Origin of the sequence: Sporosarcina sp. P33 (genome assembly GCF_002077155.1) — a bacterium.
Lineage (GTDB): Bacteria > Bacillota > Bacilli > Bacillales_A > Planococcaceae > Sporosarcina.
The window spans coordinates 1,962,707-1,981,847 of the sequence record NZ_CP015027.1; the positions used below are offsets into that span (position 1 = coordinate 1,962,707).

The window sequence follows — 19,141 nt, forward strand, 5'->3', positions numbered from 1 at the left end:
TTCATGGATTATATTCATTTGAATGATATGGAGTTTTACGGTTACCACGGCGCACTGCCTGAAGAGAATACATTGGGCCAGCGTTTCCGGCTGACAGTATCTCTGGCAACGGATCTTGCTGAAGCGGGGCAGACGGATGATTTATCGAAAACGATGAATTATGCGGAAGTGTACGAGATGTGCAAGAACATCGTTGAGGGAGACGCAGTTCATTTAATTGAGACAGTAGCGGAAACAGTGGCGGGGACAATCATGACGGACTTCGCGGAGAAAGTACATGGCGTGCGGGTCGTACTGGTGAAGCCGGATCCGCCAATTCGCGGACATTATTCATCTGTCGCCGTGGAAATCACGAGGGGGCGTTATTCGTGAATACCGCTTACCTGTCGATGGGGTCCAATATAGGCAATCGCCTGGAACATTTGCAGCAGGCAGTGCGGTTGCTGCAATCCCATCCGTCCATTCATGTGATGCGCGTCTCTTCCGTCTATGAAACCGAACCGGTCGGATTAACAGAACAGGCGAAGTTTTTAAATGTCGCAGTGAAGCTTGAGACTTCGTTGGAAGCAAAGGAATTGTTGGGTGCGTGCCAATCCATTGAAAACAAGCTCGGCAGAATGCGGAAAATCCGCTGGGGCCCCCGGACGGCGGATTTGGATATTCTGCTTTACAATACTGACCATATCCAATTGGAGGATCTCATAGTTCCTCACTTGCGCATGTCTGAGCGCGCGTTTGTACTCGTGCCTCTCGTCGAAATCGAACCGGAAGTAAGGAATCCTATAACGGGGATGCTTTACCGCGAAGAGCCTGCAATGCAGCAAGACGGGGTCAGCCTTTGGAAAAAGGTTGAAAGTATCGGGGATTTCTTACAGCAGAATTGAACAGTGAACTGGCAAACTGTCCGTAAGCAGGGCAGTTTTTCTATGGAATGGCATCTGATAACTGTTTGTCCTTTTGTTAGGCCTGGAATTTGTGTACAATAGTTGCAGACGGCTGATCCCGGGAAGAGGGGCGGTCAAAGTATGAAGGAGTGAAAGGGAATGTCCTATTTGGATGAAATGAATGATCAGCTTTTGGTGAGACGCCAGAAGATGAACGATATACGTGAAGGCGGACTGGATCCATTCGGTCAGCGTTTTGAACGCACCCATCTGACAAATGAGATCCGTGCTTCCTATGAAGAGCAGTCAAAAGAAGAGCTGGAAGAAACCGAGCATGAAGTAACAATTGCCGGCCGCATTATGACGAAACGCGGAAAAGGGAAAGCTGGATTTGCACACATTCAGGATCTTGGCGGTCAAATCCAGATTTATGTGCGTCAGGATGCCATCGGTGAAGATGCATACAAGCTATTTACGTTAGCAGATCTTGGAGACATCGTCGGTGTGCAAGGCATTATTTTCAAGACAAAAGTTGGCGAGCTTTCTATTAAAGCAACGAAGTTCACGTTCCTGACAAAGTCATTGCGTCCATTGCCGGAGAAGTTTCACGGCCTGCAAGACGTAGAACAGCGCTACCGTCAGCGTTATCTGGATTTGATTTCAACAGAAGGCAGTAAGGAAACATTTATCATGCGCAGCCGTATCATTCAATCGATGCGCCATTACCTGGATGACCAAGGCTTCCTTGAAGTGGAAACCCCTATGCTTCACTCCATTGCAGGAGGAGCAGCGGCCCGTCCGTTCGTGACACACCACAATACGCTCGATATGACACTGTATATGCGGATTGCCATTGAACTTCATCTGAAGCGCCTGATTGTCGGCGGATTGGAGAAAGTCTATGAGATCGGACGCGTCTTCCGTAATGAAGGAATGTCTACCCGTCACAACCCGGAATTCACGATGATCGAATTATATGAAGCGTATGCGGACTATAATGATATTATGGAACTGACAGAAAACCTCGTGGCACATATTGCGCAAGAAGTACTGGGCACCACTACGATCCAGTACGGTGACGATCAGATCGAATTGGCACCGCGCTGGAAACGGCTGCATATGGCAGACGCAGTTAAGGAGTATACAGGAGTGGACTTCTGGCAGCAGCTGACGAAAGAGCAGGCCCATGAACTGGCTAAAGAACATAACGTACAAGTAACTCCTTCTATGGAGGCGGGTCATGTACTCAATGAATTCTTCGAGCAGAAAGTAGAAGAACAACTTGTACAGCCTACTTTCATCTATGGACATCCGGTAGAAGTATCGCCGCTTGCGAAGAAGAATCCGGAAGATCCGCGTTACACAGATCGTTTTGAATTGTTCATCGTACGCCGTGAGCATGCAAATGCCTTTACTGAGCTGAATGACCCTATCGATCAGCGCGAACGCTTTGAAGCGCAGCTGGTTGAGAAAGAACAGGGCAATGATGAGGCGCATGAAATGGATGAGGACTTCATCGAAGCGCTCGAATATGGACTGCCGCCAACTGGCGGACTCGGCATAGGCATTGACCGTCTGGTTATGCTGTTGACGAATTCCCAGTCCATCCGTGACGTGCTGTTATTCCCGCAAATGCGCCCAAGAGACTGATATTACAGCTTCGACACCCGTGTCGAAGCTGTTTTTTTATGCGCGGCGATGAAGGTTCTTATAGAAGGAAAAAGAAAAACAAAAAGAATTGAAGAAAACAGTTGCACTTTTATAAAACAGGTGGTATATTTATAAACGTTGCTTTTGGAGTTAGCGACTTAGCGAAAAAACAAAGCGAAAAAGTTTTTAACTAAAAGAGTTGACAACTAAACAACGAAGTGTTATTATTAAAAAGTTGCCTCTTACGAGAGACCAACGAGATGAACCTTGAAAACTGAACAGCAAAACGTTAACGAAATACAGTTTATGCATCTAGCGATGACATAAACAACATGAGTATCTTAATTGATGCCAGCAAATGAAACTCGAGCTAATCGAATTTTCATTCTATCGGGTGTCGAGTCGTAGTGGAGTGCTAGGAAGTGATCGAGCGAAGAAGGGAGCGTACTAACGTACGTGACCGACTGAGCGAGTGAAACTGACGACGCAATCCGCTGCGAATCGGCGACCGGTCTTATGGAGAGTTTGATCCTGGCTCAGGACGAACGCTGGCGGCATGCCTAATACATGCAAGTCGAGCGAACTGTTGGAAGCTTGCTTCCAACAGTTAGCGGCGGACGGGTGAGTAACACGTGGGCAACCTGCCCTTCAGATGGGGATAACTCCGGGAAACCGGGGCTAATACCGAATAATCCATTTCTTCGCATGAAGAGATGTTGAAAGACGGCGTTTCGCTGTCACTGAAGGATGGGCCCGCGGCGCATTAGCTAGTTGGTGGGGTAACGGCCTACCAAGGCAACGATGCGTAGCCGACCTGAGAGGGTGATCGGCCACACTGGGACTGAGACACGGCCCAGACTCCTACGGGAGGCAGCAGTAGGGAATCTTCCACAATGGACGAAAGTCTGATGGAGCAATGCCGCGTGAGTGAAGAAGGTTTTCGGATCGTAAAGCTCTGTTGTAAGGGAAGAACAAGTACAGGAGTAACTGCCTGTACCTTGACGGTACCTTACCAGAAAGCCACGGCTAACTACGTGCCAGCAGCCGCGGTAATACGTAGGTGGCAAGCGTTGTCCGGAATTATTGGGCGTAAAGCGCGCGCAGGCGGTCCTTTAAGTCTGATGTGAAAGCCCACGGCTCAACCGTGGAGGGTCATTGGAAACTGGAGGACTTGAGTACAGAAGAGGAAAGCGGAATTCCACGTGTAGCGGTGAAATGCGTAGAGATGTGGAGGAACACCAGTGGCGAAGGCGGCTTTCTGGTCTGTAACTGACGCTGAGGCGCGAAAGCGTGGGGAGCAAACAGGATTAGATACCCTGGTAGTCCACGCCGTAAACGATGAGTGCTAAGTGTTAGGGGGTTTCCGCCCCTTAGTGCTGCAGCTAACGCATTAAGCACTCCGCCTGGGGAGTACGGCCGCAAGGCTGAAACTCAAAGGAATTGACGGGGACCCGCACAAGCGGTGGAGCATGTGGTTTAATTCGAAGCAACGCGAAGAACCTTACCAGGTCTTGACATCCCACTGACCGGCATGGAGACATGCCTTTCCCTTCGGGGACAGTGGTGACAGGTGGTGCATGGTTGTCGTCAGCTCGTGTCGTGAGATGTTGGGTTAAGTCCCGCAACGAGCGCAACCCTTAATCTTAGTTGCCATCATTCAGTTGGGCACTCTAAGGTGACTGCCGGTGACAAACCGGAGGAAGGTGGGGATGACGTCAAATCATCATGCCCCTTATGACCTGGGCTACACACGTGCTACAATGGACGATACAGAGGGCTGCAAACCCGCGAGGGGGAGCCAATCCCACAAAATCGTTCCCAGTTCGGATTGCAGGCTGCAACTCGCCTGCATGAAGCCGGAATCGCTAGTAATCGTGGATCAGCATGCCACGGTGAATACGTTCCCGGGTCTTGTACACACCGCCCGTCACACCACGAGAGTTTGTAACACCCGAAGTCGGTGGGGTAACCCTTACGGGAGCCAGCCGCCGAAGGTGGGACAGATGATTGGGGTGAAGTCGTAACAAGGTAGCCGTATCGGAAGGTGCGGCTGGATCACCTCCTTTCTAAGGATTATGTTCTCTTGTCTGAAATATGACGGAAACATTCGGAAGATGAATCTCCGATTCATCACGTTAACGTTTTGCGTTCAGTTTTGAAGGCTCATTTTTTGAGTGTTCAAAGCTTTTTTCTTGTTCATTGAAAACTGGATAAAACGACATTGAAAGTAATCAAGTAATCAACCGAATTGCATAGTCATATGCAGTTCAAGCAATCTTTTTAACCTTCTGATTCCTATCGCTAGGATGACGTTGGACCTTTTATAGGTTAAGTTAGAAAGGGCGCACGGCGGATGCCTTGGCACTAGGAGCCGATGAAGGACGGCACTAACACCGATATGCTTCGGGGAGCTGTAAGTAAGCTTTGATCCGAAGATTTCCGAATGGGGAAACCCACTGTCCGTAATGGGACAGTACGTGTATGTGAATACATAGCATACTCGTGGCACACCCGGAGAACTGAAACATCTAAGTACCCGGAGGAAGAGAAAGAAACATCGATTCCCTTAGTAGCGGCGAGCGAAACGGGAAGAGCCCAAACCAAGAAGCTTGCTTCTTGGGGTTGTAGGACACTCTATACGGAGTTACAAAGGAATGCATTAGACGAAGCGACCTGGAAAGGTCCGCCGCAGCGGGTAAAAGCCCCGTAGTCGAAAGTGCATTCCCTCCAGAGTGGATCCTGAGTACGGCGGAACACGTGAAATTCCGTCGGAATCCGGGAGGACCATCTCCCAAGGCTAAATACTCCCTAGTGACCGATAGTGAACCAGTACCGTGAGGGAAAGGTGAAAAGCACCCCGGAAGGGGAGTGAAATAGAACCTGAAACCGTGCGCTTACAAATTGTCAGAGCCCGTTAATGGGTGATGGCGTGCCTTTTGTAGAATGAACCGGCGAGTTACGATTCCATGCAAGGTTAAGCTGAGAAAGCGGAGCCGCAGCGAAAGCGAGTCTGAATAGGGCGAATGAGTATGGGGTCGTAGACCCGAAACCAGGTGATCTACCCATGTCCAGGGTGAAGGTCAGGTAACACTGACTGGAGGCCCGAACCCACGTATGTTGAAAAATGCGGGGATGAGGTGTGGGTAGCGGTGAAATTCCAATCGAACCTGGAGATAGCTGGTTCTCTCCGAAATAGCTTTAGGGCTAGCCTCAAACGAAAGAATCTCGGAGGTAGAGCACTGTTTGGACGAGGGGCCCATCCCGGGTTACCGAATTCAGACAAACTCCGAATGCCGATGATTTATGTTTGGGAGTCAGACAGTGGGTGATAAGATCCATTGTCGAGAGGGAAACAGCCCAGACCACCAGCTAAGGTCCCCAAGTATCTGTTAAGTGGAAAAGGATGTGGCGTTGCCCAGACAACCAGGATGTTGGCTTAGAAGCAGCCATCATTTAAAGAGTGCGTAATAGCTCACTGGTCGAGTGGCGCTGCGCCGAAAATGTACCGGGGCTAAACAGATCACCGAAGCTGTGGATTGACCGTATGGTCAATGGTAGGAGAGCGTTCCAAGGGCGTTGAAGCTGGACCGGAAGGACTGGTGGAGCGCTTGGAAGTGAGAATGCCGGTATGAGTAGCGAAAGAAGGGTGAGAATCCCTTCCACCGAATGCCTAAGGTTTCCTGAGGAAGGCTCGTCCGCTCAGGGTTAGTCAGGACCTAAGTCGAGGCCGATAGGCGTAGACGATGGACAACAGGTTGATATTCCTGTACCACCTCCCCGCCGTTTGAGTAATGGGGGGACGCAGTAGGATAGGGTGAGCACACAGTTGGTTGTGTGTCTAAGCAGTGAGGTGGAGAACGAGGCAAATCCCGTTCTCATATAACACTAGGCTGTGATGGCAAGGAGATTTATCTCCGGAGTCCCTGATTTCACACTGCCAAGAAAAGCCTCTAGCGAGGCGGGAGGTGCCTGTACCGCAAACCGACACAGGTAGGCGAGGAGAGAATCCTAAGGTGATCGAGAGAACTCTCGTTAAGGAACTCGGCAAAATGACCCCGTAACTTCGGGAGAAGGGGTGCTCTGGTAGGGTGAATAGCCCGAGAGAGCCGCAGTGAATAGGCCCAGGCGACTGTTTAGCAAAAACACAGGTCTCTGCAAAATCGTAAGATGACGTATAGGGGCTGACGCCTGCCCGGTGCTGGAAGGTTAAGAGGAGGGGTTAGCGCAAGCGAAGCTCTGAATTGAAGCCCCAGTAAACGGCGGCCGTAACTATAACGGTCCTAAGGTAGCGAAATTCCTTGTCGGGTAAGTTCCGACCCGCACGAAAGGCGTAACGATCTGGGCACTGTCTCAACGAGAGACTCGGTGAAATTATAATATGCGTGAAGATGCGCATTACCCGCGACAGGACGGAAAGACCCCGTGGAGCTTTACTGTAGCCTGATATTGAATTCCGGTGCAGCCTGTACAGGATAGGTAGGAGCCTTGGATTCCGGAGCGCCAGCTTCGGAGGAGGCATTGGTGGGATACTACCCTGGCTGTATTGGACTTCTAACCCTTGCCCGTGATCCGGGCAGGAGACAGTGTCAGGTGGGCAGTTTGACTGGGGCGGTCGCCTCCTAAAGAGTAACGGAGGCGCTCAAAGGTTCCCTCAGAATGGTTGGACATCATTCGCAGAGTGCAAAGGCATAAGGGAGCTTGACTGCGAGACCTACAAGTCGAGCAGGGTCGAAAGACGGACTTAGTGATCCGGTGGTTCCGCATGGAAGGGCCATCGCTCAACGGATAAAAGCTACCCCGGGGATAACAGGCTTATCTCCCCCAAGAGTCCACATCGACGGGGAGGTTTGGCACCTCGATGTCGGCTCGTCGCATCCTGGGGCTGTAGTCGGTCCCAAGGGTTGGGCTGTTCGCCCATTAAAGCGGCACGCGAGCTGGGTTCAGAACGTCGTGAGACAGTTCGGTCCCTATCCGTCGCGGGCGCAGGAAATTTGAGGAGAGCTGTCCTTAGTACGAGAGGACCGGGATGGACATACCGCTGGTGTACCAGTTGTCTTGCCAAAGGCATCGCTGGGTAGCTATGTATGGACGGGATAAATGCTGAAAGCATCTAAGCATGAAGCCCCCTTCAAGATGAGATTTCCCATTACGCAAGTAAGTAAGATCCCTCAAAGATGATGAGGTGGATAGGTCTGGGGTGGAAGTACGGCGACGTATGCAGCTGACAGATACTAATCGATCGAGGACTTAACCTATTATAAAAAGAAATTACTTGAAATACCCAATGTCTTTTATTCAGTTTTGAGTGAACAAGCTTTACTCAAAAAAATATTAAAAATAATGCTTGCATTAATTTTAATAAGTGTTATAATAGTAAATGTCCTGAAAAAAGGACTCGCAGTCTGGTGGCGATGGCGAAGAGGTCACACCCGTTCCCATACCGAACACGGAAGTTAAGCTCTTCAGCGCTGATGGTAGTTGGGGGTTTCCCCCTGTGAGAGTAAGACGTCGCCAGGCAATTCTTTTCTTAAGATCTTCAATGAGAATGTCATACATAATCAAGTGATCAAGAGGAATGAAAAATAAAAAAGCAGTATTATACCCAGGAGGATTAGCTCAGCTGGGAGAGCACCTGCCTTACAAGCAGGGGGTCGGCGGTTCGAGCCCGTCATCCTCCACCATATATATTCTACACCTGCCGGTGTAGCTCAACTGGTAGAGCAACTGACTTGTAATCAGTAGGTTGAGGGTTCAAGTCCTTTCGCCGGCACCACTTAGTACGAGCCGTTAGCTCAGTTGGTAGAGCATCTGACTTTTAATCAGAGGGTCACAGGTTCGAATCCTGTACGGCTCACCATTTTTACAGTATCATATTGCGGGTGTGGTGGAACTGGCAGACACGCTAGACTTAGGATCTAGTGCCTTCGGGCGTGGGGGTTCGACTCCCTTCACCCGCACTTTTACGCGGAAGTAGTTCAGTGGTAGAATACGACCTTGCCAAGGTCGGGGTCGCGGGTTCGAATCCCGTCTTCCGCTTTTCACTCTTGCCGGGGTGGCGGAACTGGCAGACGCACAGGACTTAAAATCCTGCGGTAGGTGACTACCGTACCGGTTCGATTCCGGTTCTCGGCACCAAATTTATAATATGCGCCCGTAGCTCAATTGGATAGAGCGTCTGACTACGGATCAGAAGGTTGTGGGTTCGACTCCTGCCGGGCGCGCCATAATTTAAATAATCTCATTATATACAGTCGGGAAGTAGCTCAGCTTGGTAGAGCACTTGGTTTGGGACCAAGGGGTCGCAGGTTCGAATCCTGTCTTCCCGACCACTTAATGGGGCCTTAGCTCAGCTGGGAGAGCGCCTGCCTTGCACGCAGGAGGTCAACGGTTCGATCCCGTTAGGCTCCACCATTAATTATATTTGAACTTCATGAACCTTGAAAACTGAACAGCAAAACGTTAACGAAATACAGTTTATGCATCTAGCGATGACATAAACAAAATGAGTATCTTAATTGATGCCGGCAAATGAAACTCGAGCTAATCGAATTTTCATTCTATCGGGTGTCGAGTCGTAGTGGAGTGCTAGGAAGTGATCGAGCGAAGAAGGGAGCGTACTAACGTACGTGACCGACTGAGCGAGTGAAACTGACGACGCAATCCGCTGCGAATCGGCGGCCGGTCTTATGGAGAGTTTGATCCTGGCTCAGGACGAACGCTGGCGGCATGCCTAATACATGCAAGTCGAGCGAACTGTTGGAAGCTTGCTTCCAACAGTTAGCGGCGGACGGGTGAGTAACACGTGGGCAACCTGCCCTTCAGATGGGGATAACTCCGGGAAACCGGGGCTAATACCGAATAATCCATTTCTTCGCATGAAGAGATGTTGAAAGACGGCGTTTCGCTGTCACTGAAGGATGGGCCCGCGGCGCATTAGCTAGTTGGTGGGGTAACGGCCTACCAAGGCAACGATGCGTAGCCGACCTGAGAGGGTGATCGGCCACACTGGGACTGAGACACGGCCCAGACTCCTACGGGAGGCAGCAGTAGGGAATCTTCCACAATGGACGAAAGTCTGATGGAGCAATGCCGCGTGAGTGAAGAAGGTTTTCGGATCGTAAAGCTCTGTTGTAAGGGAAGAACAAGTACAGGAGTAACTGCCTGTACCTTGACGGTACCTTACCAGAAAGCCACGGCTAACTACGTGCCAGCAGCCGCGGTAATACGTAGGTGGCAAGCGTTGTCCGGAATTATTGGGCGTAAAGCGCGCGCAGGCGGTCCTTTAAGTCTGATGTGAAAGCCCACGGCTCAACCGTGGAGGGTCATTGGAAACTGGAGGACTTGAGTACAGAAGAGGAAAGCGGAATTCCACGTGTAGCGGTGAAATGCGTAGAGATGTGGAGGAACACCAGTGGCGAAGGCGGCTTTCTGGTCTGTAACTGACGCTGAGGCGCGAAAGCGTGGGGAGCAAACAGGATTAGATACCCTGGTAGTCCACGCCGTAAACGATGAGTGCTAAGTGTTAGGGGGTTTCCGCCCCTTAGTGCTGCAGCTAACGCATTAAGCACTCCGCCTGGGGAGTACGGCCGCAAGGCTGAAACTCAAAGGAATTGACGGGGACCCGCACAAGCGGTGGAGCATGTGGTTTAATTCGAAGCAACGCGAAGAACCTTACCAGGTCTTGACATCCCACTGACCGGCATGGAGACATGCCTTTCCCTTCGGGGACAGTGGTGACAGGTGGTGCATGGTTGTCGTCAGCTCGTGTCGTGAGATGTTGGGTTAAGTCCCGCAACGAGCGCAACCCTTAATCTTAGTTGCCATCATTCAGTTGGGCACTCTAAGGTGACTGCCGGTGACAAACCGGAGGAAGGTGGGGATGACGTCAAATCATCATGCCCCTTATGACCTGGGCTACACACGTGCTACAATGGACGATACAGAGGGCTGCAAACCCGCGAGGGGGAGCCAATCCCACAAAATCGTTCCCAGTTCGGATTGCAGGCTGCAACTCGCCTGCATGAAGCCGGAATCGCTAGTAATCGTGGATCAGCATGCCACGGTGAATACGTTCCCGGGTCTTGTACACACCGCCCGTCACACCACGAGAGTTTGTAACACCCGAAGTCGGTGGGGTAACCCTTACGGGAGCCAGCCGCCGAAGGTGGGACAGATGATTGGGGTGAAGTCGTAACAAGGTAGCCGTATCGGAAGGTGCGGCTGGATCACCTCCTTTCTAAGGATTATGTTCTCTTGTCTGAAATATGACAGAAACATTCGGAAGATGAATCTCCGATTCATCACGTTAACGTTTTGCGTTCAGTTTTGAAGGCTCATTTTTTGAGTGTTCAAAGCTTTTTTCTTGTTCATTGAAAACTGGATAAAACGACATTGAAAGTAATCAAGTAATCAACCGAATTGCATAGTCATATGCAGTTCAAGCAATCTTTTTAACCTTCTGATTCCTATCGCTAGGATGACGTTGGACCTTTTATAGGTTAAGTTAGAAAGGGCGCACGGCGGATGCCTTGGCACTAGGAGCCGATGAAGGACGGCACTAACACCGATATGCTTCGGGGAGCTGTAAGTAAGCTTTGATCCGAAGATTTCCGAATGGGGAAACCCACTGTCCGTAATGGGACAGTACGTGTATGTGAATACATAGCATACTCGTGGCACACCCGGAGAACTGAAACATCTAAGTACCCGGAGGAAGAGAAAGAAACATCGATTCCCTTAGTAGCGGCGAGCGAAACGGGAAGAGCCCAAACCAAGAAGCTTGCTTCTTGGGGTTGTAGGACACTCTATACGGAGTTACAAAGGAATGCATTAGACGAAGCGACCTGGAAAGGTCCGCCGCAGCGGGTAAAAGCCCCGTAGTCGAAAGTGCATTCCCTCCAGAGTGGATCCTGAGTACGGCGGAACACGTGAAATTCCGTCGGAATCCGGGAGGACCATCTCCCAAGGCTAAATACTCCCTAGTGACCGATAGTGAACCAGTACCGTGAGGGAAAGGTGAAAAGCACCCCGGAAGGGGAGTGAAATAGAACCTGAAACCGTGCGCTTACAAATTGTCAGAGCCCGTTAATGGGTGATGGCGTGCCTTTTGTAGAATGAACCGGCGAGTTACGATTCCATGCAAGGTTAAGCTGAGAAAGCGGAGCCGCAGCGAAAGCGAGTCTGAATAGGGCGAATGAGTATGGGGTCGTAGACCCGAAACCAGGTGATCTACCCATGTCCAGGGTGAAGGTCAGGTAACACTGACTGGAGGCCCGAACCCACGTATGTTGAAAAATGCGGGGATGAGGTGTGGGTAGCGGTGAAATTCCAATCGAACCTGGAGATAGCTGGTTCTCTCCGAAATAGCTTTAGGGCTAGCCTCAAACGAAAGAATCTCGGAGGTAGAGCACTGTTTGGACGAGGGGCCCATCCCGGGTTACCGAATTCAGACAAACTCCGAATGCCGATGATTTATGTTTGGGAGTCAGACAGTGGGTGATAAGATCCATTGTCGAGAGGGAAACAGCCCAGACCACCAGCTAAGGTCCCCAAGTATCTGTTAAGTGGAAAAGGATGTGGCGTTGCCCAGACAACCAGGATGTTGGCTTAGAAGCAGCCATCATTTAAAGAGTGCGTAATAGCTCACTGGTCGAGTGGCGCTGCGCCGAAAATGTACCGGGGCTAAACAGATCACCGAAGCTGTGGATTGACCGTATGGTCAATGGTAGGAGAGCGTTCCAAGGGCGTTGAAGCTGGACCGGAAGGACTGGTGGAGCGCTTGGAAGTGAGAATGCCGGTATGAGTAGCGAAAGAAGGGTGAGAATCCCTTCCACCGAATGCCCAAGGTTTCCTGAGGAAGGCTCGTCCGCTCAGGGTTAGTCAGGACCTAAGTTGAGGCCGATAGGCGTAGACGATGGACAACAGGTTGATATTCCTGTACCACCTCCCCGCCGTTTGAGTAATGGGGGGACGCAGTAGGATAGGGTGAGCACACAGTTGGTTGTGTGTCTAAGCAGTGAGGTGGAGAACGAGGCAAATCCCGTTCTCATATAACACTAGGCTGTGATGGCAAGGAGATTTATCTCCGGAGTCCCTGATTTCACACTGCCAAGAAAAGCCTCTAGCGAGGCGGGAGGTGCCTGTACCGCAAACCGACACAGGTAGGCGAGGAGAGAATCCTAAGGTGATCGAGAGAACTCTCGTTAAGGAACTCGGCAAAATGACCCCGTAACTTCGGGAGAAGGGGTGCTCTGGTAGGGTGAATAGCCCGAGAGAGCCGCAGTGAATAGGCCCAGGCGACTGTTTAGCAAAAACACAGGTCTCTGCAAAATCGCAAGATGACGTATAGGGGCTGACGCCTGCCCGGTGCTGGAAGGTTAAGAGGAGGGGTTAGCGCAAGCGAAGCTCTGAATTGAAGCCCCAGTAAACGGCGGCCGTAACTATAACGGTCCTAAGGTAGCGAAATTCCTTGTCGGGTAAGTTCCGACCCGCACGAAAGGCGTAACGATCTGGGCACTGTCTCAACGAGAGACTCGGTGAAATTATAATATGCGTGAAGATGCGCATTACCCGCGACAGGACGGAAAGACCCCGTGGAGCTTTACTGTAGCCTGATATTGAATTCCGGTGCAGCCTGTACAGGATAGGTAGGAGCCTTGGATTCCGGAGCGCCAGCTTCGGAGGAGGCATTGGTGGGATACTACCCTGGCTGTATTGGACTTCTAACCCTTGCCCGTGATCCGGGCAGGAGACAGTGTCAGGTGGGCAGTTTGACTGGGGCGGTCGCCTCCTAAAGAGTAACGGAGGCGCTCAAAGGTTCCCTCAGAATGGTTGGACATCATTCGCAGAGTGCAAAGGCATAAGGGAGCTTGACTGCGAGACCTACAAGTCGAGCAGGGTCGAAAGACGGACTTAGTGATCCGGTGGTTCCGCATGGAAGGGCCATCGCTCAACGGATAAAAGCTACCCCGGGGATAACAGGCTTATCTCCCCCAAGAGTCCACATCGACGGGGAGGTTTGGCACCTCGATGTCGGCTCGTCGCATCCTGGGGCTGTAGTCGGTCCCAAGGGTTGGGCTGTTCGCCCATTAAAGCGGCACGCGAGCTGGGTTCAGAACGTCGTGAGACAGTTCGGTCCCTATCCGTCGCGGGCGCAGGAAATTTGAGGAGAGCTGTCCTTAGTACGAGAGGACCGGGATGGACATACCGCTGGTGTACCAGTTGTCTTGCCAAAGGCATCGCTGGGTAGCTATGTATGGACGGGATAAATGCTGAAAGCATCTAAGCATGAAGCCCCCTTCAAGATGAGATTTCCCATTACGCAAGTAAGTAAGATCCCTCAAAGATGATGAGGTGGATAGGTCTGGGGTGGAAGTACGGCGACGTATGGAGCTGACAGATACTAATCGATCGAGGACTTAACCTATTATAAAAAGAAATTACTTGAAATACCCAATGTCTTTTATTCAGTTTTGAGTGAACAAGCTTTACTCAAGAAGTCTAGTAACGATGGCGAAGAGGTCACACCCGTTCCCATACCGAACACGGAAGTTAAGCTCTTCAGCGCCGATGGTAGTTGGGGGTTTCCCCCTGTGAGAGTAGGACGTTGCTAGGCAAGCGAAGCCATTCCCTTTGGGGAGTGGCTTTTTTGTGTTTTTGAGAGATTTTTTCTGTTATCCGCTCTTTCTATTGGATATTTGATCATAGTAACTGCTCAAGCGCTCATACTTATGCGGCATCCTCTCTATGCCTTCGGCTAAGTGCTCGTACTTGGTCGGTATCCGCTCTATGTCTTCAGCCAAGCGCTCATAACTCCAGTTCATCCGCTCTATGTTTCGGGCTAAGCGCTCATACTTGTGCGGCATCCTCTCTATGCCTCCACCCAAGCGCTCATACTCGGGCGGTATACGCTCTATGTCTTCGGCCAAGCGCTCATAACTCCGGTTCATCCGCTCTATGCCTCCGTCCAAACGCTCATACTCGCTCGGCATCCGCTCTAAGCCCCTTGCCAAGCGCTCATACTCACGCGGCATCCGCTCTATCTCTCCGTCCAAGCGCTCATACACACCCTTCACACCCCCTCAATACCCCTTCCTATGCCCCGAACTATCCCGTCAAGACATCTCTCCAGCCAAAATATCCATAAAATATATGCAATAATATAATTAATCTAATAGAGTGTGTGTGATTGGGGTATATTAATAGTAAGAAACGTACGATGGTTGAGGGGGGATGATTTTATGGTCATAAGGATAATCAAGCGCTTCTTTAAGGAACGCTTTTTTGATCAGGCAGCGCAGAACGCTTATTATCTGTTGCTATCGGTGCTCCCGTTTTTACTGGTGGTATTGTCAATTGTGCAATTTCTGCCGGTGGAAGAGGCGAGTATACTGGCGTTGCTGCGCCCCTTTGTGCCGGATGAATCTTTTACACTGCTTGAGCAAAGTGTTCAGTCCATGCTCTACAAGAGTCACGGCAAATTGCTCGTGCTGAGTGTTCTGGCCGCGTTATGGACATCGTCTGTTGCCGTCCAATCATTTGCACGTTCATTGGATTTAGCGAATCAGAAAATTCACAGGCAGCCGGTATGGGTCAGTCTCATACGCACTCTCGGAGTGACAGTTCTGTTTATGCTTGTTGTGCCGCTGTCGCTGTTCCTGCCGCTGATTGAAAGGTTACTGCGTACAGTTATTGCGTATTATGATGTGCTGGAAGCGTGGGAAGGCTGGTTATACGTTTGGCCGAATATTAAATGGGGCTTGGGGACGTTCTTCCTGTTTATCTTTTTTCTAATATTTTATCAGCTCGTTCCCACTGGTAAAATGAAGTGGAAACAGGCATTGCCGGGTGCATTGCTTTCAGCGTTTGGCTGGCAGCTCGTATCGCTGTTGTTCGGAGATTATGTATCGCGGGTTGATTACTCCAGATTGTACGGACAGTTAGCGGGAATTATTATGCTTGTGTTATGGTTTTATTTAACTGCAGTGATTATTATATTTTCCGGATTATTAAATGCGGAATGGAAAAGGAGGGTGCGGTCCAGATGAAAATTTTAGTGGTGGATGATGATATACATATTCTAGAGCTCGTCAGTATACATTTACGGCAGGCGGGATATACCGTGGTGAAGGCAATGAATGGACTGGAGGCATTAGAGCTTGCGGAGCAGGAATGGCCGGACTTGGCAGTGGTTGATGTAATGATGCCTGGAATGGACGGTTATACACTGACGAAGAGACTTCGCGATGAGACGGAGATTCCAGTGCTGCTGCTGACGGCAAAAGGAGAGATGGAGGATAAGGAGCGGGGCTTTTTGGCCGGATCTGATGATTATTTAGTAAAACCATTTGAACCGAAAGAGTTGTTATTCCGTATCCATGCAATTTTACGACGTTATGACAGGGCGGTTGACCGGCTTATACAAGTTGGGCCTTTATTAATCAACCGGCAAAGCTATGAAGTGGTGGTTGGCAAAAAGTCATTGCTGCTGCCATTGAAGGAGTTTGAGCTTCTATCAGTGCTCGCATCCCGGCATGGTCAGGTATTCACGCGCGAGGTGCTAGTTGAGCGTGTGTGGGGCTTTGACTACGAAGGAGATGAGCAGACGCTGAGTGTGCATATCAAACGTTTGCGGGATAAGCTTGATAAGCTGACTGATCAGGTGAAAATTGTCACTGTGCGCGGTGTCGGCTATAAGCTTGAGGCTGCGGAATGAAGTCGCTCTACGGAAAGTTTCTTATTTTAACCGTAGGAATTATGCTGTCGAGTGCGGTTGTGGCTTTTCTTTCGGTTAATACGTATTATCACAGGTATTTGAAGGACCAGAATGATGTAAAGAATGTGAAGGTAGCGGAGCAGATCGCATCGTTCATTGAAGAGAATGACGGGCTCGATTTGACGGCTTATTTTACTATGCTGGCAAGTACGGGATATAAGCTTCTTGTCGTAATGCCTGAAGGGACTTCCACAGTTTACGGCGAGGCGTTCCGCGACAATAACCTCGAAGAAGCGGCGATCCGGAGAGTATACAGCGGAGAAGTGTACCACGGTATGCGTGATCTGAAAGCTGAAACATTTGTGACGGGTTATTTTTCAAATGAATCTGCCAATACAGTAGGTGTGCCGTTTACTTATGCAGGGCAGACCTATGCACTTTTTCTGCGTCCTGATATTAAGATGCTCTTTACGGAAATACATTACCTGCTCGGCGGTATGGTCATTGTCATGGCAATCATCAGTATTCTTGCGATGCTGATCGTTGCGCGAAAGCTGATTCTGCCGATAGTGGCACTAACGAAGGCAACAAAAAAAGTGGGCGAAGAAAAATTCACAGGTACGCTGTCAATTGACCGCCGCGATGAGATTGGACAGTTGGCGAAAAGCTTTCAGCAGATGATGGATCGTCTGAGTGAAAATGATCAGATTCGGAAAGCATTCATCAGTGATGTATCTCATGACTTCCAGTCGCCTTTATTGAATATTAAAGGCTATGCAGACTTGCTGTCTGACGAAGAGCTGCCTGCCAATGAACGCAAACGTTATGCAGAAATCATTTGGTCAGAAACAGAACGGCTCTCGACCTTGACCAAACAGTTGCTTCTGCTGACATCACTTGACCAGCTTATTTCCCCGCTGCAGAAGAAAGTCTTCCGCGTGGATCAGCAAGTGAAAGAGACTGTGCGGAAATCGCAATGGCTGCTGCAGGAAAAAGAAATGTCCGTCATGCTGGAGATCGACGAAGTCAGGTATAAGGGTGATCCTGAATTCCTTGAAAAGGTTTGGGAAAACTTATTATCGAATGCACTGAAATATACGCCGGACGGAGGCACGATTGATATCAAGCTGACCGAGCAAGTGAATGGAATTTGCTTCTCAATTGAAGATACAGGAATCGGTATGTCAAAGGAAACGAAGGTTCGGATATTTGACCGCTTCTACCGTGCTGATCATTCACGTACGCGCGAGGTGGAAGGCACTGGACTTGGGTTATCAATAGTGGAACAAGTTGTCCGTCTGCATGATGGACGTATCGAAGTCGACAGTACACTTGGCAGCGGTACGATGTTCACTGTGTATTTGCCGAACTTGTAACCGTCAGTTCATCTTTCGTTCATCTTGGCATGTTATGATGAATGCAGTAGAAAGATGACGGGAGGAAATATATAATGCAAGATAAATGGAGTGTACGATTAATTCGTATTGCGGCAATTTTTGGTTTAATAGGGACGGTGCTTGGTTCTCATATGGCGGGGGCAGGTTCTTACGCATTCCGCCCGATTCACGCCCATATTTTATTGGTTGGCTGGCTGTCAGTGTTCTCTTGGGGCGTGTTCTACAAGATCTACCGTGTCCGTGCAAGAAAGCTGCTGACGCTTCAAGGCTGGACAGGAATTATTGGTTCCATTGGACTGACCGCAGGAATGTGGCTGCAGTTTATGAAGCCGTTTAATGTCAATGAAGTCTTTGCGCTCATATTCTATATTGTCGGCGGTACTGTGTTGCTGGTCAGTTTTGCTTTATTTGTAATTGTGACATTTATGATTGAGAAATCACCATCTGCGCGTTAATAGTCAGCGGCCCAAGAATCGGATTCATTCCGTGTTCTTGGGTTTTTTCTTGTCGAATAGTAAAGGAAAATTATTTATTATACTCAGTGAATTCAACAAATAACGCGCCTGTTCCATGGCATACTGGAATGACTTAACAGATGAAGGAGCTATGACTATGACCATTCGAAATCGGTTTCACCTTACTATGATTTGCTTTACCGTTTTGATTGCCGGAACATTGTTGATCAAACAGACAGCAAGTTCTGAACAGCGGAAAATCGAAACGATAGGGATTGATTATGCTCAGATGAATCAATCTGTTGAAAAAGTACTGAAGGACATGCCTGAAATTAAAGATGAACTTGCATCGATACAAGAAGGAACCTATGCCAAACAATCAGAACAACCCTTTTCATCGAGTAAGACGGAATTCCGTATCCGCGTAAAAAATAACCTGACAGAACAAGAGCACTCTTCGCCATTTCTAAAAGGGATTGCGGAAAAACAGACAGACCATTATCAAGAAGCCCTGGAAGTCGCGGAAGAAGCATACGGTATTACGATTACGGAAGATGAAATAGATAATTATATTAAAGAGAATGTATCGACGATTTGGGATGCGGAAAAACGAAAATATGCAAAAACACTGCAACTATCACTCAATGAACTTGATTACCAGTTTGACCGGGATGTATATGTGATGGATGTGCTGTGGCAGAAAGTACTGCCGATTGTCATGCAGGAGTTTCCTAGACAGCGCGGAGAAAGCGGACTTGCCTATGGAAAGCGCCTGAAAGAAGAGTTTTTCAGCGGAAAGCAGGAGACGACGTAGTATCTGGTATGGCATCTAGTCAATAGAAGACATTTAGTATGTGCCAGACATTTTAAGCGACATATGAAAACGCTATGTACAAGGAACAGCCATTGCGCATTCACGAAGCATCTTTAGGCAGCCTGGGAAATGAGGGGCATAAATATTATGGCGCAATATAAAAAAACTAAAGAACAGAAAAGATAAAATAAGCGGGAGAGTAAAGGAACATTTCCCGGGAAATTATC

General features: G+C 49.4%; 9 protein-coding genes, 9 tRNA genes and 6 rRNA genes. 23 read left to right on the plus strand and 1 reads right to left on the minus strand.

The features are described 5' to 3' along the window. The first annotated feature begins 3 nt into the window (after positions 1–3). The 18 genes from folB (at position 4) to rrf (SporoP33_RS09895) (ending at position 14,148) form a co-directional block, all read left to right on the plus strand. A complete protein-coding gene (gene folB / locus SporoP33_RS09810) occupies positions 4–372 on the plus strand; it encodes a dihydroneopterin aldolase (RefSeq protein ID WP_081243541.1) in 369 nt (122 codons plus the stop codon). A gap of 17 nt (positions 373–389) precedes the next feature. After that, on the plus strand, positions 390–884 hold the full coding sequence (gene folK, locus SporoP33_RS09815) for a 2-amino-4-hydroxy-6-hydroxymethyldihydropteridine diphosphokinase (RefSeq protein WP_081244825.1): 495 nt from the start codon (positions 390–392) through the stop codon (positions 882–884). A 159-nt stretch (positions 885–1,043) separates the two neighbouring features. Next, complete coding sequence (gene lysS / locus SporoP33_RS09820; RefSeq protein ID WP_081243542.1) at positions 1,044–2,534, plus strand: lysine--tRNA ligase; 1,491 nt, start codon at positions 1,044–1,046, stop codon at positions 2,532–2,534. A gap of 513 nt (positions 2,535–3,047) precedes the next feature. Beyond that, positions 3,048–4,600 (plus strand): 16S ribosomal RNA (locus SporoP33_RS09825). A 260-nt stretch (positions 4,601–4,860) separates the two neighbouring features. Then, a 23S ribosomal RNA gene (locus SporoP33_RS09830) occupies positions 4,861–7,789 on the plus strand. A gap of 146 nt (positions 7,790–7,935) precedes the next feature. After that, positions 7,936–8,051: ribosomal RNA gene (gene rrf / locus SporoP33_RS09835) — 5S ribosomal RNA — on the plus strand. Between the two features lie 88 nt (positions 8,052–8,139). Continuing rightward, positions 8,140–8,215 (plus strand) — tRNA-Val (locus SporoP33_RS09840). A 16-nt stretch (positions 8,216–8,231) separates the two neighbouring features. After that, a tRNA-Thr gene (locus SporoP33_RS09845) sits at positions 8,232–8,307 on the plus strand. An 8-nt stretch (positions 8,308–8,315) separates the two neighbouring features. Next, positions 8,316–8,391 (plus strand) — tRNA-Lys (locus tag SporoP33_RS09850). A gap of 18 nt (positions 8,392–8,409) precedes the next feature. After that, positions 8,410–8,491: transfer RNA gene (locus SporoP33_RS09855), tRNA-Leu, on the plus strand. Positions 8,492–8,498: 7 nt separating this feature from the next. Next, positions 8,499–8,570: transfer RNA gene (locus SporoP33_RS09860), tRNA-Gly, on the plus strand. A 10-nt stretch (positions 8,571–8,580) separates the two neighbouring features. Beyond that, a tRNA-Leu gene (locus tag SporoP33_RS09865) sits at positions 8,581–8,669 on the plus strand. Positions 8,670–8,681: 12 nt separating this feature from the next. Beyond that, positions 8,682–8,758: transfer RNA gene (locus tag SporoP33_RS09870), tRNA-Arg, on the plus strand. A 28-nt stretch (positions 8,759–8,786) separates the two neighbouring features. Next, positions 8,787–8,863, plus strand: a tRNA-Pro gene (locus SporoP33_RS09875). A 6-nt stretch (positions 8,864–8,869) separates the two neighbouring features. Continuing rightward, positions 8,870–8,945 (plus strand) — tRNA-Ala (locus tag SporoP33_RS09880). A gap of 272 nt (positions 8,946–9,217) precedes the next feature. After that, positions 9,218–10,770, plus strand: a 16S ribosomal RNA gene (locus SporoP33_RS09885). A gap of 260 nt (positions 10,771–11,030) precedes the next feature. After that, a 23S ribosomal RNA gene (locus SporoP33_RS09890) occupies positions 11,031–13,959 on the plus strand. 73 nt (positions 13,960–14,032) lie between these two features. Then, positions 14,033–14,148: ribosomal RNA gene (gene rrf, locus SporoP33_RS09895) — 5S ribosomal RNA — on the plus strand. Together the 16S, 23S and 5S rRNA genes with 9 tRNA genes alongside form the textbook arrangement of a ribosomal RNA operon. 58 nt (positions 14,149–14,206) lie before the next feature. Here the strand turns inward: rrf (SporoP33_RS09895) and SporoP33_RS09900 are convergent. Then, positions 14,207–14,608 carry a hypothetical protein gene (locus SporoP33_RS09900; RefSeq protein WP_155961331.1) on the minus strand — a complete coding sequence of 134 codons (402 nt, stop codon included), beginning with the start codon at positions 14,606–14,608 and terminating at the stop codon, positions 14,207–14,209. A gap of 165 nt (positions 14,609–14,773) precedes the next feature. On the opposite strand from SporoP33_RS09900, the gene SporoP33_RS09905 reads away from it, so the two are divergent. The 5 genes from SporoP33_RS09905 to SporoP33_RS09925 all read left to right on the plus strand — a co-directional run bounded on the left by SporoP33_RS09905 (position 14,774) and on the right by SporoP33_RS09925 (position 18,914). Continuing rightward, positions 14,774–15,580 (plus strand): YihY/virulence factor BrkB family protein, encoded by an 807-nt coding sequence (locus SporoP33_RS09905; protein WP_081243544.1) that lies wholly within the window; start codon positions 14,774–14,776, stop codon positions 15,578–15,580. Continuing rightward, the gene (locus tag SporoP33_RS09910) at positions 15,577–16,248 is read left to right on the plus strand and encodes a response regulator transcription factor (protein ID WP_081243545.1); all 672 of its coding nucleotides are present in this window, start codon (positions 15,577–15,579) and stop codon (positions 16,246–16,248) included. The genes SporoP33_RS09905 and SporoP33_RS09910 overlap by 4 nt, the downstream gene beginning before the upstream one ends. Next, positions 16,245–17,624 (plus strand): sensor histidine kinase, encoded by a 1,380-nt coding sequence (locus SporoP33_RS09915; protein WP_081243546.1) that lies wholly within the window; start codon positions 16,245–16,247, stop codon positions 17,622–17,624. The genes SporoP33_RS09910 and SporoP33_RS09915 overlap by 4 nt, the downstream gene beginning before the upstream one ends. 74 nt (positions 17,625–17,698) lie before the next feature. Further along, positions 17,699–18,100: a hypothetical protein gene (locus SporoP33_RS09920; protein WP_081243547.1), complete on the plus strand. Its 402-nt coding sequence runs from the start codon at positions 17,699–17,701 to the stop codon at positions 18,098–18,100. A gap of 157 nt (positions 18,101–18,257) precedes the next feature. Continuing rightward, positions 18,258–18,914, plus strand: coding sequence for a hypothetical protein (locus tag SporoP33_RS09925; RefSeq protein WP_081243548.1), 657 nt, complete (start codon positions 18,258–18,260; stop codon positions 18,912–18,914). The last annotated feature ends 227 nt before the right edge of the window (positions 18,915–19,141 follow it).